This window comes from Methylomonas sp. MS20, assembly GCF_050275925.1.
GTDB lineage: Bacteria > Pseudomonadota > Gammaproteobacteria > Methylococcales > Methylomonadaceae > Methylomonas > Methylomonas koyamae_A.
In genome coordinates, this window is record NZ_CP189962.1 from 4989565 (window position 1) to 5010649 (window position 21085).

At 54.2% G+C, this 21085-nt stretch carries 24 protein-coding genes; 13 read left to right on the forward strand and 11 right to left on the reverse strand.

Annotated features, from left to right (window positions below; translation table 11 throughout):
• The first annotated feature begins 83 nt into the window (after positions 1-83).
• Together ACQE3D_RS22220 and ACQE3D_RS22225 are read left to right on the forward strand one after the other, a co-directional pair.
• On the forward strand, positions 84-545 hold the full coding sequence (locus ACQE3D_RS22220) for a helix-turn-helix domain-containing protein (protein WP_427550980.1): 462 nt from the start codon (positions 84-86) through the stop codon (positions 543-545).
• A complete protein-coding gene (locus ACQE3D_RS22225) occupies positions 464-1060 on the forward strand; it encodes an IS630 family transposase (RefSeq protein WP_313728407.1) in 597 nt (198 codons plus the stop codon). Before ACQE3D_RS22220 ends, ACQE3D_RS22225 begins: the two co-directional genes overlap by 82 nt.
• Before the next feature lie 439 nt (positions 1061-1499).
• Here the strand turns inward: ACQE3D_RS22225 and ACQE3D_RS22230 are convergent, their stop codons facing one another.
• From ACQE3D_RS22230 to ACQE3D_RS22240, 3 genes are all read right to left on the reverse strand, one after another.
• Positions 1500-3467, reverse strand: a complete 1968-nt coding sequence (locus ACQE3D_RS22230; RefSeq protein ID WP_313730424.1) for a methyl-accepting chemotaxis protein — start codon at positions 3465-3467, stop codon at positions 1500-1502.
• A 56-nt stretch (positions 3468-3523) separates the two neighbouring features.
• Positions 3524-5173 carry a methyl-accepting chemotaxis protein gene (locus ACQE3D_RS22235; RefSeq protein WP_281021567.1) on the reverse strand — a complete coding sequence of 550 codons (1650 nt, stop codon included), beginning with the start codon at positions 5171-5173 and terminating at the stop codon, positions 3524-3526.
• A gap of 361 nt (positions 5174-5534) precedes the next feature.
• Positions 5535-6065: a hypothetical protein gene (locus tag ACQE3D_RS22240; RefSeq protein WP_313730423.1), complete on the reverse strand. Its 531-nt coding sequence runs from the start codon at positions 6063-6065 to the stop codon at positions 5535-5537.
• A gap of 171 nt (positions 6066-6236) precedes the next feature.
• On the opposite strand from ACQE3D_RS22240, the gene ACQE3D_RS22245 reads away from it, so the two are divergent.
• The 10 genes from ACQE3D_RS22245 to ACQE3D_RS22290 all read left to right on the forward strand — a co-directional run bounded on the left by ACQE3D_RS22245 (position 6237) and on the right by ACQE3D_RS22290 (position 14845).
• A complete protein-coding gene (locus ACQE3D_RS22245) occupies positions 6237-6719 on the forward strand; it encodes a YajQ family cyclic di-GMP-binding protein (RefSeq protein ID WP_064030771.1) in 483 nt (160 codons plus the stop codon).
• Positions 6720-6726: 7 nt separating this feature from the next.
• Positions 6727-7395, forward strand: coding sequence for a TlpA disulfide reductase family protein (locus tag ACQE3D_RS22250; protein WP_313730422.1), 669 nt, complete (start codon positions 6727-6729; stop codon positions 7393-7395).
• A 53-nt stretch (positions 7396-7448) separates the two neighbouring features.
• Positions 7449-8924, forward strand: coding sequence for a helicase HerA-like domain-containing protein (locus tag ACQE3D_RS22255; protein WP_313730421.1), 1476 nt, complete (start codon positions 7449-7451; stop codon positions 8922-8924).
• 81 nt (positions 8925-9005) lie between these two features.
• On the forward strand, positions 9006-9380 hold the full coding sequence (locus tag ACQE3D_RS22260; RefSeq protein WP_064030748.1) for a VOC family protein: 375 nt from the start codon (positions 9006-9008) through the stop codon (positions 9378-9380).
• Positions 9381-9398: 18 nt separating this feature from the next.
• Positions 9399-10085, forward strand: a complete 687-nt coding sequence (locus ACQE3D_RS22265; protein ID WP_313730420.1) for a helix-turn-helix transcriptional regulator — start codon at positions 9399-9401, stop codon at positions 10083-10085.
• 116 nt (positions 10086-10201) lie between these two features.
• Positions 10202-11443 (forward strand): AAA family ATPase, encoded by a 1242-nt coding sequence (locus ACQE3D_RS22270; protein ID WP_313730419.1) that lies wholly within the window; start codon positions 10202-10204, stop codon positions 11441-11443.
• A gap of 1 nt (position 11444) precedes the next feature.
• The gene (locus ACQE3D_RS22275; RefSeq protein ID WP_313730418.1) at positions 11445-12050 is read left to right on the forward strand and encodes an RloB family protein; all 606 of its coding nucleotides are present in this window, start codon (positions 11445-11447) and stop codon (positions 12048-12050) included.
• Between the two features lie 22 nt (positions 12051-12072).
• Positions 12073-13494, forward strand: coding sequence for a phosphomannomutase (locus ACQE3D_RS22280; protein WP_313730417.1), 1422 nt, complete (start codon positions 12073-12075; stop codon positions 13492-13494).
• A 63-nt stretch (positions 13495-13557) separates the two neighbouring features.
• Entirely contained in the window at positions 13558-14001 is a 444-nt protein-coding gene (locus ACQE3D_RS22285) for a hypothetical protein (RefSeq protein WP_313730416.1), read from the forward strand.
• 244 nt (positions 14002-14245) lie between these two features.
• Complete coding sequence (locus ACQE3D_RS22290) at positions 14246-14845, forward strand: hypothetical protein (protein ID WP_313730415.1); 600 nt, start codon at positions 14246-14248, stop codon at positions 14843-14845.
• A 49-nt stretch (positions 14846-14894) separates the two neighbouring features.
• Here ACQE3D_RS22290 and cysN read toward each other — a convergent pair whose 3' ends face one another.
• The 8 genes from cysN to cysD form a co-directional block, all read right to left on the reverse strand.
• The gene (cysN, locus tag ACQE3D_RS22295; protein WP_313730414.1) at positions 14895-16520 is read right to left on the reverse strand and encodes a sulfate adenylyltransferase subunit CysN; all 1626 of its coding nucleotides are present in this window, start codon (positions 16518-16520) and stop codon (positions 14895-14897) included.
• Positions 16521-16557: 37 nt separating this feature from the next.
• Positions 16558-16935: a type II toxin-antitoxin system death-on-curing family toxin gene (locus tag ACQE3D_RS22300; protein ID WP_313730413.1), complete on the reverse strand. Its 378-nt coding sequence runs from the start codon at positions 16933-16935 to the stop codon at positions 16558-16560.
• Positions 16936-16938: 3 nt separating this feature from the next.
• Positions 16939-17142, reverse strand: a complete 204-nt coding sequence (locus tag ACQE3D_RS22305; protein ID WP_313730412.1) for a DUF2281 domain-containing protein — start codon at positions 17140-17142, stop codon at positions 16939-16941.
• A 231-nt stretch (positions 17143-17373) separates the two neighbouring features.
• Complete coding sequence (locus ACQE3D_RS22310; protein WP_313730411.1) at positions 17374-17901, reverse strand: hypothetical protein; 528 nt, start codon at positions 17899-17901, stop codon at positions 17374-17376.
• Positions 17898-18974 (reverse strand): AAA family ATPase, encoded by a 1077-nt coding sequence (locus ACQE3D_RS22315; RefSeq protein WP_313730410.1) that lies wholly within the window; start codon positions 18972-18974, stop codon positions 17898-17900. Before ACQE3D_RS22315 ends, ACQE3D_RS22310 begins: the two co-directional genes overlap by 4 nt.
• 33 nt (positions 18975-19007) lie before the next feature.
• Positions 19008-19346 (reverse strand): type II toxin-antitoxin system HicB family antitoxin, encoded by a 339-nt coding sequence (locus ACQE3D_RS22320; RefSeq protein ID WP_313730409.1) that lies wholly within the window; start codon positions 19344-19346, stop codon positions 19008-19010.
• On the reverse strand, positions 19333-19668 hold the full coding sequence (locus tag ACQE3D_RS22325; protein WP_313730408.1) for a type II toxin-antitoxin system HicA family toxin: 336 nt from the start codon (positions 19666-19668) through the stop codon (positions 19333-19335). Before ACQE3D_RS22325 ends, ACQE3D_RS22320 begins: the two co-directional genes overlap by 14 nt.
• Positions 19619-20527, reverse strand: a complete 909-nt coding sequence (gene cysD / locus ACQE3D_RS22330) for a sulfate adenylyltransferase subunit CysD (protein WP_313730407.1) — start codon at positions 20525-20527, stop codon at positions 19619-19621. The genes ACQE3D_RS22325 and cysD overlap by 50 nt, the downstream gene beginning before the upstream one ends.
• A gap of 86 nt (positions 20528-20613) precedes the next feature.
• On the opposite strand from cysD, the gene ACQE3D_RS22335 reads away from it, so the two are divergent.
• Positions 20614-21027 (forward strand): hypothetical protein, encoded by a 414-nt coding sequence (locus ACQE3D_RS22335; RefSeq protein ID WP_313730406.1) that lies wholly within the window; start codon positions 20614-20616, stop codon positions 21025-21027.
• Positions 21028-21085: the final 58 nt, after the last annotated feature.

The window sequence follows — 21085 nt, forward strand, 5'->3', positions numbered from 1 at the left end:
GCTTAACAACAAATCACCATGCATTAAAATAGCGAGATTTCAGGTGTGGTGGTAGCGACAGAATGCGGGCAAGAGCAATAGAATTGAACGAAAGCGAACGAGAGCAGCTCCAGCAAATTATCAAAAAAGGGAGCGATTGGCGAGAACGGGAGCGGGCACAGACCATTTTGATGTTAGCCAATGGCCAGACAGTCATTGCGATTGCAGAACAGCAAGGCGTGAAACCGGAAGCTATACGGGAGCGGCGGCGGAAGTGGTGGAGAAATGGGCTGAACAGTTTACCGGATCAACCCCGCAGTGGTGCACCAAGTAAATTGACTGACGCGCATCGATGCCGGCTCAAAGAATGGATCGATGCGGAACCTTTAAACTGCCGGGCATTGGTCAGTCGTCTAACGACGGAATGCGACGTGACGATTAGCGCCAGCACCTTGCGGAACGAGTTAAAACGGATGGGCTATGTATGGAAGCGCACCCGTTACAGTTTAAAAAAAAGCGTGATCCCGAGCGCTTCGAGCGGGCCCAACACGACATTGCCGCACTGATTCAGCAAGCGCAAGCCGGCGAAATCGAATTGGCCTATGTGGATGAGGCCGGATTTGCACCACAACCACCGAATCGTTCGGCTTGGACCAAAAGCGGAGAAGTTCATGCCATTACCGCTAAACGCGCGCAGCGGATGAACGTCATTGGCGCTTTGCTTTCATCGGGTCGATTAATGCTGACTAAGCTGTGGCAAAGCGTCAATGGTCTGTGGTTTTTTGGCTTTCTGATGGCATTGGTCCAACGCGTCAGCAAGCCATTGGTGGTGATTTTAGATAATGCGTCCATTCATACGGCCAAAAAACTGAAGCCGTATTGGGATTTGCTGGAAGAGAAAGGTATTCGATTTTATTTCCTGCCGCCCTATAGCCCTGAGTTGAATCGGATTGAATTGCTGTGGCATAAAATGAAATATGAATGGCTGCCATTCAAAACATTTATGCCGGATGAGCTTGAGCAGGCTATTGACGAAATTGGCCGAGGGTTTGGCTCACAATACACGCTAACTTTTTGCTAAGAGCTTATTTTACTTTCCGTATATCTTCGGTGATATACAGCAAAGGCCTAAATTGATCATATTTCTGCCATTGAATCCAATTAAGTGATAGACGTTAGAGCCGTAGGGTGGATAAGCGAAGCGCCACCCACCTATTTGCGTTCCTATGGTGGATGGCGCTTCGCTTATCCACCCTACAACTTTTATTATTTGAATGGCTGATTTAAATTTTTAACCGACATTCAAGATAAATACACGAACTTCCGCCTTGGGTCGATTTCGGCAATTGGCGACTTCCAGAAAAACCTCATTCCCTACTGGCGCAATCATATCGAAATTGATGGCGGTTTTTCGACCGGAATCGGTGGTCGACCTTGTATTGGAACAGATGGCCGATTTCAATTGGAATGGCTGGCTGATTTGGGTCGGAATATCCAATAGCCGGCCTCTTGATGCTCCCTCACGCCACCTTGAATTGCGCGATCAGGTTTTGTAGGTTTTGATTGACATCGGAAATCGCCGAAGCGCTGAGTTTGTTGGTCTGGGCTTCTTGCGTGGTTTGTTTGGCCAGTTCGGCGGTATGCGAGAAATTGTTGGCGATTCGTTCGGCGACTTGCGATTGTTGCAACGAGGTCGCCGCGATCACCCGGCTTTGGCTCAATACCTCGCCTATCGACGACTTGATCCCGGCGAATACCTGATGGACATGATCGACCGCCTCGGCCGTGGTTTTCGCCGCCGCTTGTTGTTGATTCATTAGTTTGACCGTGGTTTCGGTGGCCCGATTAAGCCTCTCGATCAAGCCGCGAATCTGCTCGGCGGAGTCCGCTGTGTTCGACGCCAGTTTACGAACCTCGTCGGCGACCACCGCGAAGCCTCGCCCGTATTGTCCGGCCCTGGCGGCTTCGATCGCGGCATTCAAAGCCAGCAAATTAATCTGGTCGTTGAAGCCCTGAATCACGCCGAGCACGGTTTCGATGCCGGCGGCGTCGCGGCGCAGATGTTCCAACGACGCGGCGGTTTCGTCGGTGGCCTTGGCCAGTTCGGCGACTTGGACCTGAGTATGTCGCATATAGGCCACACCACTGTCGATCAGGCCGTGCGCCGAAGTGGTCGCATGTTGGCTGTCGGCCGCGCTGTTGGCGACATTCACGAAAGAACTGTGTAACTCGGTCATTTGTTGGGCGCCGGCTTCGGTGGCCTGGCGTTGGTCGGCGGTAATCGATTCCAGGCTTGCCGCGACCAGCAATATGTCTCGTCCGTATTGGTTCAAGGCCGAGGATTCCTGATTGATGTGGCGTATTAGCGACTCGAAATAATCATGCAATTTGTGTAGAGATTCCTTGACCAAATTGATTTCGGCGATTCGGCTGCGCAACGAAACCGAGCCGCGCAAATCGCCGCGCGCCAGCAGATCTACATGGTTGCTGATATGGGCGATGACATCGGCAAGATGGCGTTTGATATAAATCATCAGCATACAGATAGCGATCAAGATCGCGGTGCAGATCGCGACGATCGTGTACAGGATATGTTCGTAATACTGATATTCGCCGGCGATTTCGGTTTGCAGATCGGCGAACCGTTGTTGCAGCGTTTGCAGTTGCACGGCGGCTTGCGTCCGGCTGGCGGCTTTTTGGCGCGCGAACTGTTCGGCGCTACCCAGATCGATGTCGTAACGCCGAATCAGCGCGCCGATCTCGCTGATGGGTTCCTCGGCGAGGTCGCGCGCCTCGGCCACTCGCTCGGTCAACCCCAGACCGAAGTCCGGCTCCGCGTTGGCGGAGTCACGCATCACGCCCAGCAACGGCAACTGTTTATAACGATCGGCTAGCGCCAGCAGTTGGCGCTGATAACGCTGAATGTTCTCGGCCGAAACCGCTTCGCGGGCCGCGAAAAAGCTTTGTCTCGCTCGAGACAAATTCAACACTGCCGCTTGGGTTTGGCCTATCAATTCCCAGTAGGGTTGTTTGGTCTTGGCATCCACCGGCGCGCGAGACGCGTAGTCGATTAAGCCTTGCAAATGCCCGGACATTTGCTGTTCGTTGTTAATCAGCAGGATTTGCGGATCGGCCAATTTCCCGGCCGAGGTCAACTCGACGACGATGGATTGTTGAACGGTCCGCAACAAATCCAGGAACGGCGCTTTCAGCCGTTCGTCCACCTCGCGATTCGCTTCGATGTCGCGCACAGCCCGACCGACATTGGTATCGATGTCGGTTAACAAGGTGGCATCGCCGCTGGCCAGGTAATTGAAAACCGGCTGACTGATCCGGGTGTAAAACTGGTTCTGCTGTTGACCGACGAATTCGACGGCCTTGAAAGCGTGGTTAAGGTGTTGCAAGGAGCGAACCACCGCAACCGTGAAGCCGGTCAGGGTGAGGACCAACAAGAGACTGACAATTTTGGAGATACGGCTGATTTTCATGATGTCTGGCTTGGAACCCAAGAGGAATATGTACGGTTTAGCGTTCCGACGGATGACTAGGCTTTGAACTGCGATGCCATCGCGCGCATATCGCCGGCCAGCGTATCCATCCGGCCGGCCGCGTCTTTCAGGCGCGCCAGCGAATCGTTGTTTTTGTTACTCATCAGTTCGATGGCGGCCACTTTGCTGGCTATGCTCTCGCTAACCACCGACTGTTCGGCCAACGCCGTCGCGATCGTGTTGGTGGCGTCCACGACGCGGATGCTGCCTTCGCGAATGCCGCCTATGGCCTCGCCCGCCTGATGGGCCAACGCGACGTTTTGATCGACGCCCTGCACCACCTTACCGATATTGACGACGGCATCCTGCGCGCTGGCCTGGATGCGATCGACCAACTGCGTGATGTTTTCAGTCATCCGGGTGGTTTTTTCGGCCAGCGTGCGGACCTCGTCGGCGACCACCGCGAAACCGCGGCCTTGCTCGCCGGCACGGGCCGCTTCGATCGCGGCATTGAGTGCCAGCAGATTGGTCTGATCGGCGACATCCTTGATGGTTTGAACGATGCCGGAGATTTCTTGGGATTGCTGGCCGACCCGCTCCACGACTTTGGCGGTTTCCATCACGCCGTTCGAGGTGTTTTGCATCGCCGAGACGGTTTTTTCGATCACCGAGCTCCCGTCGGCGGATTGGCGGGACGAGGTGCTGGAAATGGTGTTGGCGTTTTGCGACGAATCGGAAATATGCGCAATGCTGGCGGTCATTTCTTCGATAGCGGCGGCCATTTCCGTGGTCGCCGCTTTCTGCGCGCCGACGCTGTAAGACAACTCGGCAACCGACGCCGTCATGTCGCGCGCATAGCTGGCGACCGAATCGGCGCTACGCTTTATTTGGCCGATCGCATTCTGCCAAACCTGCAACAAGTCGTTGAAGCTTTTGCCGATCGCCGATATTTCGTCGTCGCCGGCGGCCGGCATCCGCAAGGTCAGATTGCGATTGGCGCTAATGCCGGAGATGACTTGCTGAAAGTCCGCGACCTGCCGCGCGATATGCAGCGCGGTGAACAATACCAGGCTGCCGCAGATCACCAACAGCGCGGCGAAGATCGCCAACTGAGTATTGCGGATTTGCCGAAACTCGTCTTGAGAGCTTTGGATTTGCCGGTTCAGGCGATCATGCTGGCCGGTTTCGAACGCTTCCACCAACTTGTTAATGCTGTCGGTGGTGCTTCTATCCATGCCCTTGACCAGCGCATCGGTTTTCTTGCCGGCTTCCGGGTCGGCCTGATCGAATTGCGCCAAGGCCGATCGGTATTTCTTGCCCATCTCCCGATGCTCGCTCAGCAGATTTTCGATATCGCGCGCAAACGGCGACCCCACCGCGCGTAGCGCCTCCAATGCCTGAGTCAGTTTGGTGCCGACCAAGCTTTCCGAAGCGGAAAAACCCTGGGAATATTTTTCGAAATTGGCCGCATCGTTACCGCGCAGCAAGATGTTTTTCCATTCCTGCACCTGGGTCTTGAACGCGATGTTAGCGCTCTGAATCAGCACCAGCGTATGCATGCCGCTTTCGAAACTGCTGTAGTCTTCCTTAACCTTGCCGTGGATTTGTTCGATCTGATACAGGCTTCCCAGCCCCAGAAGCATAAATCCGCTGACTGCCGCGGCCAGGATGACGTAGAGTCGAGCTTTAATCGTTAGATTAGCCATAAGCCTATACTCCTGTGAGAATTGCCGACGTCGGATCGCCGGAATATTAAACGGTGTTTATGACAGTTTTGTTACAAGCGGGCCGGCAATCCGCCGCGTTATTTGCAGTTGCGTCAAGCTGTAACCCAGCTAGAACAATTGGCGCGGTTCATCAGAGTTGACTGCATGACGCATCGCTAGTATTGCAACTTAGCCGATCAAGATTTTAGTGTAGAGCGTTTTGCAAAAACGGGCGCTTAATTTCCAAGCTTGCCGCTCAGGTATCGCGACGACTGGAAAATACGGCGATATCGCGCTGAATCAAGAGCTAAAATCGACCGGATTTTGGCCGGTCGAACGGTAATACCGAAAGCGGCTCCGGCTAGTGCCAGCCGCCGTACTGCGTGGTGGGATCGCCGCGAAAACCGGCGGTAGTTTTGTTGGCGTCCGGAACGTGAGCGGTATTTTCGGCGGCGCGTACCAGATTGTTGTGGTTGTATCCGCCCATCGCCTTCGCGCTCTTGGCGATCGCGGTCGTGGTTGGGTTGATGTCGTATTTGCTGATTTCCGGATAAATCACCACGCTGGTCATCGTGTCGCCGGATTTTCCGGGTGGCGGGGCGTAGGTCAGTAATACCGGTAGCGGCGTTCCGGCCGGCGCGTCGATTTCGTAACGCTGGCTGTCTTGCAATTCAAGGCTGGTCAGCACCTTGCCGGCCTCGGTCGACAGCGTAACCGTACCGGCCTTAACCGGCCCGGTATTGTCGCTGACCGTGCCGCGCAATGTCGTGGCCCGCGGAAAGGTTTTGAGCGGCGCGTTCGCCGCGATGGCGGTTTGGGCTTGCTCCTGGCCGCAACCGGCCAGCAGGATGCCGGCCAGGATTGGGCCGCTTAGGTAAACAATAGCTCTCATAGTGGTTTTCCCCCGTTGCAATGCGCCGGCTCCGTTCGACGAATGGCCGGCTTAGCCACAAGATAACGGCTTCTCCGCCGGCGGACAAGTCCGCCGCGACACCCGCCACAGTTGAATAATGGTCGCGACGCCGTTATAGTGGCGCGACTTTTATACTTGCAAATCAACGCCATGCCATCTTTCGACATCGTTTCAGAACTCGACGCCCACGAAGTGACCAATGCCGTGGACCAAGCCAACAAGGAAGTCTCGACCCGCTTCGATTTCAAGGGCTCCAACGCCAATTTCGAACAATCCGACGACGGCATTCAGATGAAGGCCGAATCGACGTTTCAATTGCAACAAATGTTGCCGATTTTATACGCCAAGATGGGCAAGCGCGGCATCGACATTTCCGCGCTGGAAAGCGGCAAAATCACCGACACCGGCAAGACCGCGACTCAAACCATTACGTTGAAGCAGGGTATCGGCAGCGACGCGGCGAAAAAAATCGTCAAATTGATCAAGGACAAGAAAATGAAAGTGCAGGCGGCGATTAACGGCGACAAGGTGCGGGTTACCGGCAAGAAACGCGACGACTTGCAGGAAGTGATTCAGATGCTGCGCGCCGAGGACTTGGAACAGCCGTTGCAATTCAACAATTTTCGCGATTGAAGCCGGTTTGGACACCGCGATCAGCGAAGCCCGCATCGGCCTAACCGCGCCGCCTCTGGCGGTCGACGCCTGGCTGAAAGGCGATCCCTCCACGCTCAGCGATCTGGCCGGCCGCGTGGTGTTGATCGCGGTATTTCAAGTCAATTGCCCCGGCTGTTTTTTGCACTGCCTGCCGCGCGTCGAAGGCCTGTATCGGCGTTACCGGGAACAAGGCTTGACGGTGTTGGGCCTGGCGACCGCCTTCGAGGATTTCGATAAAAATACCGTCGCCAACCTGCGCCTGTTGTTGGAAGAAGGCCGAGTCATCGGCGAAACCGAAAAACTGCTGAGCCAATACGGCTTACTGGAGCGCGGCACCTGGCCGTATCGCTTGAGTTTTCCGGTAGCGATGGACCATTTGACGCCGCGCGAAACGGACGGGACAGCCGCCGAAGTCGAGCGCTTCATCGAACAACGGATCGACGATTTTCAGGCGCGGGCGCCCGCCGAGCAGCACGCACTGCGCGCCCATTTGCGCGACTATTTTTCCAGGCAACCCTTCCGGCCGGAAAGCTTCGAGCGTTACCGGTTACAAGGCACGCCATCCTACCTGCTCATCGACCGGAACGGCCATCTGGTCGCCAGCCGCTTCGGCGCCTACGAGACGCTGGAAGCGGACTTAATCGCGTTGCTGTAAACCTTCTCGAGTCAGCTCCGGGCTGATCCGACCTTTTTTCTCCAGGACTCGCCATGACCACACCCTTGCTGATCGCCAAAGCCGGCACCGCCGAATTGAACCTGCTACCGGCGATGGCCAATCGCCACGGCCTGATTGCCGGAGCGACCGGTACCGGCAAGACCATTACGCTGCAAACGCTGGCCGAGGCCTTTTCGGACATCGGCGTGCCGGTATTCGTGGCCGACGTCAAGGGCGATCTGGCCGGCCTGAGCCGGGCCGGCGGCGGCAATCCCAAAGTGGTAGCCCGCTTGGCGGACTTGGCTATCCAGGATAGCCGGCCGGCCGCGGCGCCGGTGCTGTTCTGGGACGTGTTCGGCATGAAGGGCCATCCGCTGCGCGCCACGATCTCGGATATGGGGCCGCTGCTGCTGGCGCGGATGTTGAACCTGAACGACGTGCAGAGCGGCGTATTGACCGCCGCGTTCAAGATCGCCGACGACCAGGGCTGGCTGTTGCTGGATCTGAAAGACCTGAAGGCGATGCTGCAGTACGTTGCCGAGCACGGCGCCGAACTGGCCGACGACTACGGCAAACTCTCGGCGGCCAGCGTCGGCGCGATTCAACGCGGCTTGCTGCAACTGGAGCACGAGGGCGGCGAACACTTGTTCGGCGAGCCGGCCCTGGATTTCAACGATCTGCTGCAAACCGACGGCTCGCGAGGGGTGATCAACATCCTAGCCGCCGAAACCTTATACCAATCGCCGCGCGTTTACGCGACGCTGCTGCTGTGGCTGTTGTCGGAATTGTTCGAAAACCTGCCGGAAGCCGGCGACTTGGACCAGCCCAAATTGGTATTTTTCTTCGACGAGGCTCACCTGTTATTCAACGACGCCCCGGCGGCCTTGTTGCAGAAAATCGAACACGTCGTGCGCTTGATTCGTTCCAAGGGCGTCGGCGTGTATTTCGTCAGCCAAAATCCCCAAGATATTCCGGACATCGTTCTCGGCCAGCTCGGCAATCGCATTCAGCACGCGTTACGCGCCTTTACGCCCCGCGATCAAAAAGCCGTCAGGGCTGCCGCCGAAACCTTTCGCGCCAATCCCGGACTGGACGTGGCCGCCGCGATCGGCGAGCTGGGCGTCGGCGAAGCCTTGGTGTCGTTGTTGGACGAACAGGGGACGCCGCTGCCGGTCGAACGCGCCTTGATCAAGCCGCCGCGCTCGCGGATCGGCCCGGTCAGCGACGCCGAGCGGCGCGAGACGCTGGCCGCATCGATCATCGCCGGCCATTACGAAAAACAGATCGATCGCGAATCGGCCTACGAAATCTTGAAACAACGGGCGGGAAAGGCAGAAGCCTCGACGTCCGGCGGCGGATTCGATTGGGGCCAAGTGCTGCCGGGCGGCGGCCAATCCGGATCGCGGCGGCGCGGCGGCCAAAGCGTCCTGGAAGCCGCCGCGAAAAGCGCCGCGCGCAGCATCGGCCAGGAACTTGGCCGCCAAATCATCCGCGGCGTACTGGGCTCGTTGCTCGGCGGTCGGCGCTAGCGCTAAAACACTGCTGACACCACGCTGTCAGTAGCGCTGGTTTAGCATGACCGCTCTTTTAACTGCAACGAGGAGAGCATCATGAACAACAATCTAGCTACTTGGTTCGAACTACCCGCCGCCGATCTTGGCCGCGCCCAGGACTTTTACCGTCACGTGTTGAATTCGACGTTCAAGCTGGAAGAGATGAATGACATGAACTTGGCGATTTTCGAAGCCGAGGAAGGCGCGGTCAGCGGCATGTTGGTGCAGGGCGAGTGCTATCAACCCTCCGAGACCGGCGCGGTGGTGTATTTCAACGGCGGCGCCGATTTAAACGAGCCGCTGGCGAAGGTCGAAGCCGGCGGCGGCCGGGTGCTGGTGCCGAAAACGCCGATTCACGACGGCGACTGCGGTTACTTCGCGCTGTTCATCGACAGCGAAGGCAACCGGGTCGGCTTGTATTCGCCGGCTTAGCGAGGCCATCGACCGCACATGCGCCGAGCGGACCGCCTATTTCAGATCGTCCAGATTCTGCGCAACCGACGTTTGGTGACCGCCAAGGCGCTGGCCGAGCGGCTGGAAGTCTCGGAGCGCACGATTTACCGCGACATCCAGGTGCTCAGCCTGTCCGGCATTCCGATCGAAGGCGAAGCCGGCGTCGGCTACGCGTTACGGCACGGCCTGGATATTCCGCCGATCATGTTCAGCGCCGCCGAACTGGAGGCGCTGGTGGTCGGCGCCAGGATGGTCAAGACTTGGGGCGGCACCGAACTGGGCCGCTCCGCGCAGTCGGTGCTGGACAAGGTCGCGGCGGTCGTGCCGGCCGAATTGCGCGACCGCCTGGATCGCTCAAAACTGTTCGCGCTACGCTTCTCGCGGCGCGACGATTTGGATGTGACCTTGGACATTTGCCGCAAGGCCTTGGACGAGAAACACGTATTACAGATCGATTACCGGCGCGGCGACGGCGAATTCAGTCAACGCCGGATTCGGCCGCTGGGCTTGTATTTTTGGGGCAACGTCTGGACCCTGGTCGGCTGGTGCGAACTGCGCGGCGACTTCCGCAACTTTCGCTTGGACCGCATCGAGCTAGCGCGGGTACTTGAGGAGACCTTCAGCGAAGACCCCGGCCAAACCTTGCAGGATTTCATCCGCCGGATGCATAGCCAGCCGCAGTGACACTTACCAATCAAACCCGCATAAGCAGTTGAGGCTGAGTGCAGTTTTTCTGCAGATAAATTGACAAGTGGCTATATTACTCAGCAAATAACGCCGTCTAGTTGCGAGTTTTCTGCATGTTAATTGAATTTTCCGTCACTAACTTTCGATCCTTCCGCGAGAAGCAGACCTTTTCGATGGTTGCTGCGCCTAGATTGCGGAAGCGTGAAAATGTGTTCAAACCTGCCGTCAAGGGCGAAAAACTGCCGGATTTACTGAAAGTTGCGGCGATTTATGGCCCCAATGCCTCTGGCAAGAGCAACTTGGTTAAAGCTTTTAGGTTGGTGAGCCAAATAGCCAATAAGCAACCGACTGCGCAATCCGTATCGCTTCCGGTGAGTCCATTTCGTTTTGACCCAGAGCTCAGCGACAAACCCAGCCGATTCGAACTGAATTTTGTGTGTGCAGGACAGCGCTATCAGTTTGAGTTAGGTTTAACGTGTGAAAGGATTGTTGAAGAACGATTGCATGTGTTTCTGGCTGGAAAAGAGATTTTGTTATATGAGCGATTGCATCATTCTTCTGGTGATGCGTTCTCCTTTGGGGAAGCTTTGGAAGGGGGGAATGAGTTGCATCAGATTTGGCAAAACTTGACAGGGCCTCAAGTTTTGTTCATCGCACAGGCAGTCGCCAACAGCAGCGAGCAATTGGGTCAATTGAGGCAGCCGTTCCATTGGTTAAAAAGGGGGCTTTTGGTTGTTTCGGGTAGTATGGAAACATGGGCAAGCAGTAGTCAGAAACTGGCTGAAGAGCATCCGATTTTAGCAAAAGAAATTTCCTCATTTTTGCAAAATGTGGATGTGCCGGTGACTAAAATTCGTTTTGATCGGAAGGAAGCTACCCCTGTGTTATTAGGTTCATTGTCAAAGCCTGAGCTAGAAAGCAAAATGGTTTTAGTTCATGAAACCGCACTCGGGGAAGTTGAGTTCGATTTCAATGACGAATCAGACGGTACCAAAAATTTAATCGGGTTTTGGTTGCCATGGAAAGTTCATAGTAGCTATGGTGAAATCAGCGATAGCACTGCTTTAGTGATCGATGAATTTGACAGTAGTCTGCATCCAGAAATTGTTAGATCCTTGGTGGCCAAACACTTGGAATCTGACTTGCTCTCCCAGTTGATCTTCACCACCCACGACACCCATTTAATGGACACGAAGCTATTACGCCGCGACCAATTCTGGCTAACAGAGCGCGACGCCAACGGTGCAACTCAACTCCGTTCCATCCACGATTTCGAGGGCCGGGAAGGCGAGGATTTGGAAAAACGCTATTACGAAGGCCGCTACCGTGCTTTGCCGATAATCCGCCGGAGTTAAGATGGCTCGCAACGCCGCGTCGTTTAATCGAGCCAAGCCGCGTTTCAAACCGCAACCGACGGTATTGGTGATTTGTGAAGACAGCAAATCCGGTAAGCGCTATTTGGAAGATGCCTGTGGGTATTTTCGGATAAAGGTGCAAGTCGAAATCCGTCACTGCGGCAAAACCGATCCGACGAGTATCGTCAACGAAGCGATTGGCAGAAAAGGCAAATTCGACAGGGTGTTCTGCACGATAGACCGCGATGCCCATGCCAACTTCGAAAATGCTTTGGACGCAGCGAAAAGCCAGCCTAAGATTGATGTGGTGGTTTCCTATCCCTGTTTCGAGTTTTGGTTGTTGCTGCATTTCGGATATAGCCGAAAGCCGCATTCGCCTGACTCTTTGCTCAAGGACTTACGCGCTTATCCTGAATTCGCGGACTACGATAAAGGCAATGAACGAAATATCTTCCGGAGCCTGGAAAACCGCCTTCCTGAAGCCAGACGTTTAGCGCCAAAAGTCTTAACCGAAGCAATCGACAGCGGCGAGATGAATCCGAGTACTCGTTTGCATGAGTTGCTGGCGTATTTTGAAGAATTATCTCAACCGCAAAAAATCCGTTAATTCAAACCTATCTCAATATCCCATGACAACAATCAACATCCAACAAATGATGGCCGACAGCGGCGTGGCGTTCGGCACCAGCGGCGCGCGCGGCTTGGTTAGCCAAATGAGCGGCGAAGTCTGCGCCGCGTATACGCTGGCGTTTATCCACGGCTTGCAGCTGACCAAGCCCGGCCAAAAAATCGCGCTGGGCATGGATTTAAGGCCGTCCAGCCCGGCAATCGCCCAAGCGTGCGTGGCCGGCATTCGCCAAGCTGGCTGCGAAGTGGATTTTTGCGGGGTATTGCCAACGCCGGCGCTGGCTTTGTATGCGCTGGCGCAAGGCTTGCCGGCCATCATGGTCACCGGCAGCCACATTCCGTTCGACCGTAATGGCATCAAGTTCTACCGGGCCGACGGTGAAATCAGCAAAGCCGATGAGACGGCGATGACCGGCGCGACCGTGGAAGTCGTAGTGGTGGACGCTGAATTGCCGGCCGTCAATCCGGCCGCGCTGGCGCAATTTCAGCAGCGCTATACCCGTTTGTTCGCCAACAATTTGTTGGTCGGCTGGCGAGTCGGCGTTTACGAGCATTCCAGCGCGGCCCGCGACGTGTTGAAGGAAGTCTTGGCCGAATTGGGCGCCGAAGTCGTCGGATTGGAGCGCACCGACACCTTCGTGCCTATCGATACCGAAGCGGTCGGCGAGGCGGATCGCCAGCGCGGCCGCGACTGGGCGGCACAATACCAGTTGGACGCGGTCATTTCGACCGACGGCGACGGCGACCGGCCGCTGATCGGGGACGAGACCGGCGAGTGGCTGCGCGGCGACATCGTCGGCCTGCTGTGCGCGAAATTTTTGGGCGCCGATACCGTCGTCACGCCGGTCAGTTGCAATACCGCGATCGAAGCGTCTGGCTGGTTCAAGCAGGTGATTAGAACCCGAATCGGTTCGCCCTACGTAATCGCCGGCATGGAGCAGGTCGCGACGGGCGGCGTGGCGGGTTTCGAGGCCAACGGCGGCTTTTTGGCCGGCAACGGTTTATCGGTAAACGGCAAGCCCCTGGCGGCCCTGCCGACTCGGGATTCGCTGTTGCCCGCGTTGGCGTTGCTGGCAATGGCGCGCGGCCAAGGCGTCAAGCTGTCCGGCTTGCTACAAGGCTTGCCGCAACGCTTCACCGCCAGCGACCGGATTCAGGAATTCCCGACCGCCAACAGTCGCGCCTTGCTGGATCGCTTGCAGGCCGACGCCAGCGCCTATCGCAGCCTATGGGGCGATAGCCTGGGCGCGCCGGTCGATAGCGATACTACCGATGGCCTGCGGCTGACCTTCGCCAGCGGCGACATCGTCCACCTGCGGCCGTCCGGCAATGCCCCGGAATTACGCTGCTATGCCGAATCCGACTCGGTGGACCGGGCGGGCCAGTTGGTCACGGAAACCTTGCGCCGCATTGCCGGACGTTAATCGTCGGTTAAGTTGGGACGGCTAATCTGCAAGCTCCTAATAATGAACGACCAGGATAAATCCATGAAAACCAGCATCGTTGTATTGAGTTCCTTCGTATTGGCTTCTTCAGCCGCCGTGGCCGACACCGGCTTGTTGGAAGCGGTCGGCAAGCAGGCGGTCCAAAACAGCGCGAACGCCGTCGCGCCCGACGCGGTCAAGGGCGTCGAGGCGGCCGGCGCGGCGGTCGATAGTGCGAAAGCGGTCAAAGCCGGCGTCGAAAACGCCCCGGCCGCCGCGAAACAGCAAGCCGAAGACGCCGCCAAACAAGCGGTCAAACAAAAAATCGAGCAAGCCACGCCGGAAGAATTGAAACAAGGCGCGCAACTCTTGAAAGAGAAAAAACAAGCCGTTAAACAATTGAAAAGCCAGGTAGAGCAAGCGCCAAACGCCGAACAAGCGATCAAGGCCGGCAAAGCCAAGGCCAAGCAAAAAGCGGCCGAGAAGGCGTTGGATTTGTTGCAATAACCGGCCAACGCCTCGGCTACGCGGAGCCTCGGTGCTTAACCACCGGGGCTTTTTTGTGTTGGATCGACCGCGCCGCTCGCCACACAGCCCCCTACCCGAGGCATAAATCCCCGCCGAAACTCGCGCGCCGAGCGCAGCCAAGAGCAACAAAGAATGTGCGGACTTGATCGATCGCGGCATCGGTCATCGTTCTGACACAATCGCCAGGCACACTTATCTGAATTACTAGACTAAGGAGATAGTTATGCGCTTGAACGGCTTATTCGTGGGACTCTTGGTTTTGTCGACGTCCACCGCCTATGCGTCGGCAACGTCCGAAGTGGAAGACGTTCAACGCTTGGACCTGCGGTCCTCAAGCAGTCGAGCGATCAACCTCGGCCCCAGTACCTCGTTGACCAGCGTCTTTACCAGGGTAATCTTTCCTTATCAGTTGACTAAGACTGATCTAAGTCAAGCAGCGCCCGTAGAAATCAATCCCGCGCCGGCCGCGACCATTCTCACGGGCGGAAGTATCGATTTGACTACCGTGACGCTGACGGGCGCCAGGTCATCGGCCGGCTGGAACATCTCCGCGAGAAACGATATAGATTTGACGGCAAGGCTTGCGCCCTCGATCACGATATTCACGCCAATCTATGTCCCGGTGGGCGGCAATGTAAACCTATCACCGGAGCGGGCGATAGACTCCATCAAGATTACCCAACTCTATCCTGAAGTTCGCTTTCAAATAACCGGCTCCCCAATCACACCGACCAATATTCCGCTCCCAGCTTCGTTTTTACTGTTTTTAAGCGGGTTGACGCTGCTGAGGTCAAATTCCGGTCAGCCAATTCGCGGCGCATAACAAACGGCCTTTCGCGTTCCCATGCGACGCATGGGAACAGCCGCGCGGCTTAGTGAACCACGCTACGATTCTTCAATGCGTCGTAGATTTCGTCGATGGTTTGCCGGTCGGCATCGAAGGCCAAATCCGCATGCTCGGCAGCCAAGCCCGCACACAGGCAGATTAGGCCGGCATGCTTGATCGCCGCGGCCAGATATGCGTCGCCGTGTTCCAACACCGTTGCGGCGTGGCCGGTATCGAACAAGCGACGCTCCAAATGATAAGCCATGGTTTTAGCGTCGGCACCAATTAAAGCGACGATGTTGGCGGATTGGCCGAAACGGCTGGCGCGTTCCTCGGCGCTAACCGGCGTCCAATCCTCATCATTCGCTTCGCCGACAATCATACCGGCGCCGACCGTGACGTTGGTCAAGCGGTCTATGACAATGAACGAACCGGTGGTTTTATTACGCTTGTAAGGTTCGAAGACCACCGGCGCATTAACGGCTACCGTGCACAGGCCGATTTCGTTCAGCTTCAATTCGTCGGCGTCGTGATGTTCCAGCGTGTTGACGTCGATGCGGTGGTGTATCGTCGCCACCGAACCGGACACGCCGCGGGTCGCCAGTTTGATCACGTATTGACGGCCGGGCAGCATGGCTTGTTCGGTCATCCAGACGATGTTGGCCTTGAATTTGTCGGCGACGCTAGGCGCGGTTTGCTGTCCGCCGAGCACCACGTCGCCGCGGCTGATGTCGATTTCGTCGTTCAGGGTCAAGGTCACGGCCATCCCGGCGAAAGCTTGCGGCAAGTCGCCGTCGAAGGTGACGATGGATTTAATCGTGCTGGTCTTGCCGGACGGCAACACGGTAATCGGGTCGCCTTGCCGAAACAGGCCGGACGCGACGGTGCCGCAAAAGCCGCGAAAATCCAGGTTTGGACGGTTGACGTATTGCACCGGAAAGCGCGCGTCGGCGAAATTGTGGTCGCTGGCGATTTCGATGCTATTCAGCAACTCCATCATTGGCAAGCCGGTAAACCAGGGCATGTTGGCGCTGGGGTTGACCACGTTATCGCCGTCCAGCGCCGACATCGGAATGAAATGAATGTCGTGCAGATCCAGGGTTTTGACGAAGGCCATGTAATCGTCGCGAATCTTTTCAAAAGTTTCCTGACTATAGCCGACCAAGTCCATTTTGTTGACCGCGACGATGATGTGCTTGATGCCCAATAGCGAAGCGATGAAGCTGTGCCGCTTGGTCTGGGTTTGCACGCCGTAGCGGGCGTCGATCAAAATCACCGCCAAATCGCAGGTCGAGGCGCCGGTAGCCATGTTGCGAGTGTACTGCTCGTGGCCTGGGGTGTCGGCGATGATGAATTTGCGGGTCGAGGTCGAGAAATAACGGTAGGCCACGTCGATCGTAATGCCTTGCTCGCGCTCGGCTTGCAGACCGTCGACCAGCAAGGCCAAGTCGATCTTGCCGGCGCCGGTGGTGCCGGATTTGACGCTGTCGGCCTGCACGGCGGCCAACTGGTCTTCATAGATCATTTTCGAGTCGTGCAACAAACGGCCGATCAAGGTGCTTTTGCCGTCGTCGACGTTGCCGCAGGTCAAAAACCGCAGCAATTCCTTACGTTCATGTTGCGCCAAGTAGGCGTTGATGTCAGTGGCGATGAGGTCTGATTGGTGAGACATGGGTTTCCTGAATGCCTAAATTTGTTCGAAAGTTGTGTTAAGCGACATGCTGTTTTAAAAAGTCGGCCAAGTCTTCGCGACTGAGTTGCCGGGCTACAGTATTAATGACCCATTCGTAAAGCCGGGCGTTATCCATTGTTGGTTGTTTTTGGTTAGCGACCAGAAACACCAACATACAGGCGGCTGCTACCCGTTTGTTGCCGTTCAGAAACGGATGGTTATTGGCTGGCGAATAGCAATATTGGGCGGCAGTGTAAGAAACATCGCCGCTGTAATCCCAAGTTTGCCGGACCGCACCGAGTACCGACTCCAAAAGCGCTAGGTCTCGGATGCCTAAAGTGCCGCCGAAGCGCGCTATCTGCAGACTATGTATCTGCAATGCCAGTGATTTCGAGATGAAAAACAACTCGGCCATTCACTATTGAGCCAGTTTGGCGAAGGTGTCGGTGTAGCGGTCCATCAATTGTTGATGAATTCGCAGGGCTTCTTCTTCGTTTACTGTCTGATCTGGCTGTCGCTTCTTTTGTTTTTCTTCCAGGAACAGCACGAAATCGAGTACCTCGGCTTGCAGGCCGGGTTCAAGATTCACGATGTGTTGCTGGATTTCTTCGTGTAATTGCATGGTTAGAACCTGCCAAAATTTTGCTAGCTTATATCAGCCGGCGAACTGATACTTTTGCCGAGCATCATTCATTATGCAAGAGTGCTCTTGCCGTCGTCGACATTGCTGCGGGTTAATAACCGCAGTAATTCCTTGCGTTCGTGTTGCGCCAGATAGGTGCTGATGAGGTCTGATTAGTGGGACATGGGGAGTTCCGAAAATTCAAAGTTTATTTATAATTCAGTTATAGCGTTACAGTTTGGTAGTATTAATCAACCCATACTTTTTCGCGCCCTCTAAATCAACAACAATTACTGAATTAATGTCTATATTCCAAATATTCATTGTTTTTTGCATTTTATGTTTAAGCTTTTCTTGCAAAGACTGTATCCATGATAGTTCAATCTTCTGAATAGCCAAAATGAATCTAAACTCAATGGCAGCAAGTTTTAACTCACTAAACTTAGTTGGCAATAGGGTCTCTCTGTTCCGGCCAACATGGATGGATATAAATAGAGCCAAGCTGTTGACAAATTTCTCTGTCACATCACTGACAAGCTTTTCATCGATTGGAGGATCAATTTTAGCTTCTATAACTTGCACGGTTTGATTTATTGAGTTTTCGGAAAGAAGTAAAAATTCTGCAATTTTTACACCTTCATTCTTCTTGGCTTTTTTATTGATTCTTAGTAACGTTTGACAGGCCTCAATTTCAAAACAACTTCCGTCTGAGTACGGGCCAAACATTTTTTCAAAATCATTTCTTGGCGTGCTAATCATTTGAAAGCCAATTCCACTTCTTGCTCATAAAGCCGGATTGACTCATCAATAATCGGATTGTCGGGGAAATCGTCCAATAAATCCGATTGCACCCAATCATCGCCTTCTTTCGATAGAACAGAAATGGAAACTTGCTGTTGCTGGGCGATTAAGTATAGTTTTTTGACCACAGCATAAGAATGGCTGGCTAGGAAAAACTGGAGACCTTGTTGAGCAAGTAAAGCAATAATATCTAAAAAATCAGAAATTGCTTTTGGGTGTAAATTTGACTCAGGTTCATCAATAAAGACAATAGAGTCTTTATCTAATTGCCCATTACCCAGTAATGTATCAAGAATGGCAATTTTTTTTATACCTTCCGCAGTTATGCCTATAGAGAATCGTTGCCTGCCTTTTTTGAAATACCAGCGACTTGAGGTTTTGTCGTATTCAATTTTACCATCGAGCAAGAGTTCTAATTTATTGCGTGACTCCTCGAATTCTTTCGAACCATATCCTTTTGCAGGGCTTTGATGCTCACTAATAGTCACGCCTGTTTTTTCAAAATTGTTTATAAATCCTTCAAGTTCAGTAATTGTTAAAGCTTTTGCTAGATCAAAGTAAGTATCATCGAATCCAAAACGCTTGCCGCGCTCCCTTGTCTCTAAAATAATTTGATGTATCGATATAACTTCTTTGGCGGGCAAAAATATAGAGTTGCTTTCACGGGGCGTAACATTGTTTTCTACTGAATTAATTGCTTTAGACGTGTCTTTTCCAAACGAATAATTAAATGCTAGCTTGTCGATCATTAAGCCAAAATATAGGGATGCGTCGCTTTGCTTCGAAACAAGGTCGCCTATTTTTTCTGTCTGAAAAGTCCAATACAATTTATTGAATAAAATATCCGAAGCATCTTCGGGATTATCTCCTCGTTTATAATCCTCTAATGTCCGCACAGCGCTATATATCGCCTTCAACAAAAACGATTTCCCGCAGCCGTTATTGCCGATCACCAAATTGATCGGGCCTAAGTCTTGCCAATCAATTTCGGTGAGAGGGCCAAAGTTTTTTAGCTGGACGCTGTTAATCATCAGTGGTTTTAGTCATTTTGATAAAAACTATTATTAGGCATGCGATTCGGTGTCTTTCTGCACAATATCCTTTATATACTCATTCAGGGACTTGCCGATTTCGCCGGCTCTTTTGCTGGCTTTTTCGTGAAGTTCCTGACCGATTCTGACATTGAAGGAGCCTTTGAACGGTTTTTTAGGCGGTTTATTTTGCTGTTTGCAGTGCTCCAGATAATCGTCTACCGAGGCTTTAAAATTTTGCTCCAGTTCATCTACGGTGTTGCCTTCGTAGAGAATTAGATCGGTAATGTTAAGCAATTTGCCGTAGAGGCATTTATCCTGAATGCTGGTTTCAACCGAGCCTTGATAGCCCTTGTAGCTAAAGCAATTCATCTTTTAACCTCGCTAAAATTTCTTTTCGAACATAGTGCTTGATCGATTTGTCGGGATGGGGTTTGTGGATGCTGATGGTTAATTCCGGTTTGTAGAATTTAACCCGCGACCCGTCGCCTTCCTGTTTTTCAAAGCCCAGTAGCAGCATCATTCTTTCCAATTCCTGCCAAGTGAATTCGGAATCAGATTTGAATTTCTCAATCAGCTTTTGCTTTTGCTCATGCCGCTTTATTCTATGGCAACTAAAAAACAGTCGCAATGCTGATCCGGTTCTAAAAATAACCTTCCCGCTTCTTCTGCTCCATCGACCCCGCTTGATCATGGTCGATCAAACGGCCTTGGCGCTCGGAAGTCGTGGTCAGCAGCATTTCCTGGATGATTTCCGGCAGTGTGGTGGCGGTCGACTCGACGGCGCCGGTCAAGGGGTAACAACCTAGCGTGCGGAAGCGCACCATCTTCATTTCGACTTTGTCTTCCGGGCCGATCGGCATGCGCTCGTCGTCGACCATGATCAGCATGCCGTCTTTTTCGACGACCGGGCGCTCTTTGGCAAAATACAAAGGTACGATGGGGATGTTCTCTAAATGGATGTATTGCCAAATGTCCAGTTCGGTCCAGTTGGATAGTGGGAAGACGCGGATGGACTCGCCTTTATCGACTTTGCCGTTGTAAATGTTCCAGAGTTCGGGGCGTTGGTTTTTCGGGTCCCAGCGGTGATTTTTATCGCGGAACGAATACACCCGTTCCTTGGCGCGGGATTTTTCCTCGTCGCGGCGGGCGCCGCCGAAGGCCGCGTCGAACTGGTATTTGTTCAAGGCTTGTTTCAAGCCGTCGGTTTTCATCACGTCGGTATGTTTTTTACTGCCATGGGTGAACGGGCCGATGCCTTGGGCAACACCTTCTTCGTTGATATGTACGATCAAATCCCAGCCCAGATCTTTCGCCATGTCGTTACGAAACTCGATCATTTCCCGGAATTTCCAGGTGGTATCCACGTGCAACAGCGGAAACGGCGGCTTGCCGGGGAAGAAGGCCTTGCGGGTCAAGTGCAGCATCACGGCGGAATCCTTGCCTATCGAATACAGCATCACCGGTTTTTCGAATTCGGCGGCCACTTCGCGGATGATGTGGATACTTTCAGCTTCGAGCTGTTTGAGATGGGTCAGTTTATAATCAGTCATCAAATCTCGGGGCGCGGGGCCAATAGAAGTCAGGTGTCGGCGGGTATTTTACGGACAAACCCCTAGCGACGCCATCGACAAAGCTTATGAGACACTACCACGGCTTGGAAACCCTTCTGGAGCAACTCCCCGGTCGGCCGACCACCGCGCGGCTGGCCGAAGCCTTACTAGCGGATTTGCAAACCTGCCGCTGCACGATTTACGGCTGTATCGGCGACGACGACCGCATTCTTCTGGCGGAACTAACATTGGTGACCGATAGCTTGGCTTACGATTCATTCGACCGGCGTATCGATCTAAGCGTGGCCGGCCCCATTCTGCGCGCCGATTGCGTACCGTTGACCTTCCGGCTGGTCGGTCGGCACTTCGCGATCACCGGTCGTTGTTCGGCCTTGCCGCACGTCTGCGGCCGGGATTTGTATCTGAGCGCTTACAGCGGCCGAATCGGCGACGTGGTTCGGCAACGCTTCGCGATACCGCTGAAATCCTTAATGAACTGATCGCCGCCGCAAGCGCCGGATTTCCTCGGTATTCCGGCTAAAGTGGGGTACGATGGCG

Bases quoted from the DNA above. Each gene is read 5' to 3' on its own strand.
- ACQE3D_RS22225 (WP_313728407.1), top strand. From the start codon at position 464: ATGGAAGCGCACCCGTTACAGTTTAAAAAAAAGCGTGATCCCGAGCGC.
- ACQE3D_RS22230 (WP_313730424.1), bottom strand. From the start codon at position 3,467: ATGAAAATCAGCCGTATCTCCAAAATTGTCAGTCTCTTGTTGGTCCTC.
- ACQE3D_RS22235 (WP_281021567.1), bottom strand. From the start codon at position 5,173: ATGGCTAATCTAACGATTAAAGCTCGACTCTACGTCATCCTGGCCGCG.
- ACQE3D_RS22240 (WP_313730423.1), bottom strand. From the start codon at position 6,065: ATGAGAGCTATTGTTTACCTAAGCGGCCCAATCCTGGCCGGCATCCTG.
- ACQE3D_RS22245 (WP_064030771.1), top strand. From the start codon at position 6,237: ATGCCATCTTTCGACATCGTTTCAGAACTCGACGCCCACGAAGTGACC.
- ACQE3D_RS22255 (WP_313730421.1), top strand. From the start codon at position 7,449: ATGACCACACCCTTGCTGATCGCCAAAGCCGGCACCGCCGAATTGAAC.
- ACQE3D_RS22260 (WP_064030748.1), top strand. From the start codon at position 9,006: ATGAACAACAATCTAGCTACTTGGTTCGAACTACCCGCCGCCGATCTT.
- ACQE3D_RS22265 (WP_313730420.1), top strand. From the start codon at position 9,399: ATGCGCCGAGCGGACCGCCTATTTCAGATCGTCCAGATTCTGCGCAAC.
- ACQE3D_RS22270 (WP_313730419.1), top strand. From the start codon at position 10,202: ATGTTAATTGAATTTTCCGTCACTAACTTTCGATCCTTCCGCGAGAAG.
- ACQE3D_RS22275 (WP_313730418.1), top strand. From the start codon at position 11,445: ATGGCTCGCAACGCCGCGTCGTTTAATCGAGCCAAGCCGCGTTTCAAA.
- ACQE3D_RS22280 (WP_313730417.1), top strand. From the start codon at position 12,073: ATGACAACAATCAACATCCAACAAATGATGGCCGACAGCGGCGTGGCG.
- ACQE3D_RS22285 (WP_313730416.1), top strand. From the start codon at position 13,558: ATGAAAACCAGCATCGTTGTATTGAGTTCCTTCGTATTGGCTTCTTCA.
- ACQE3D_RS22290 (WP_313730415.1), top strand. From the start codon at position 14,246: ATGCGCTTGAACGGCTTATTCGTGGGACTCTTGGTTTTGTCGACGTCC.
- cysN (WP_313730414.1), bottom strand. From the start codon at position 16,520: ATGTCTCACCAATCAGACCTCATCGCCACTGACATCAACGCCTACTTG.
- ACQE3D_RS22300 (WP_313730413.1), bottom strand. From the start codon at position 16,935: ATGGCCGAGTTGTTTTTCATCTCGAAATCACTGGCATTGCAGATACAT.
- ACQE3D_RS22305 (WP_313730412.1), bottom strand. From the start codon at position 17,142: ATGCAATTACACGAAGAAATCCAGCAACACATCGTGAATCTTGAACCC.
- ACQE3D_RS22310 (WP_313730411.1), bottom strand. From the start codon at position 17,901: ATGATTAGCACGCCAAGAAATGATTTTGAAAAAATGTTTGGCCCGTAC.
- ACQE3D_RS22315 (WP_313730410.1), bottom strand. From the start codon at position 18,974: ATGATTAACAGCGTCCAGCTAAAAAACTTTGGCCCTCTCACCGAAATT.
- ACQE3D_RS22320 (WP_313730409.1), bottom strand. From the start codon at position 19,346: ATGAATTGCTTTAGCTACAAGGGCTATCAAGGCTCGGTTGAAACCAGC.
- ACQE3D_RS22325 (WP_313730408.1), bottom strand. From the start codon at position 19,668: ATGATCAAGCGGGGTCGATGGAGCAGAAGAAGCGGGAAGGTTATTTTT.
- cysD (WP_313730407.1), bottom strand. From the start codon at position 20,527: ATGACTGATTATAAACTGACCCATCTCAAACAGCTCGAAGCTGAAAGT.
- ACQE3D_RS22335 (WP_313730406.1), top strand. From the start codon at position 20,614: ATGAGACACTACCACGGCTTGGAAACCCTTCTGGAGCAACTCCCCGGT.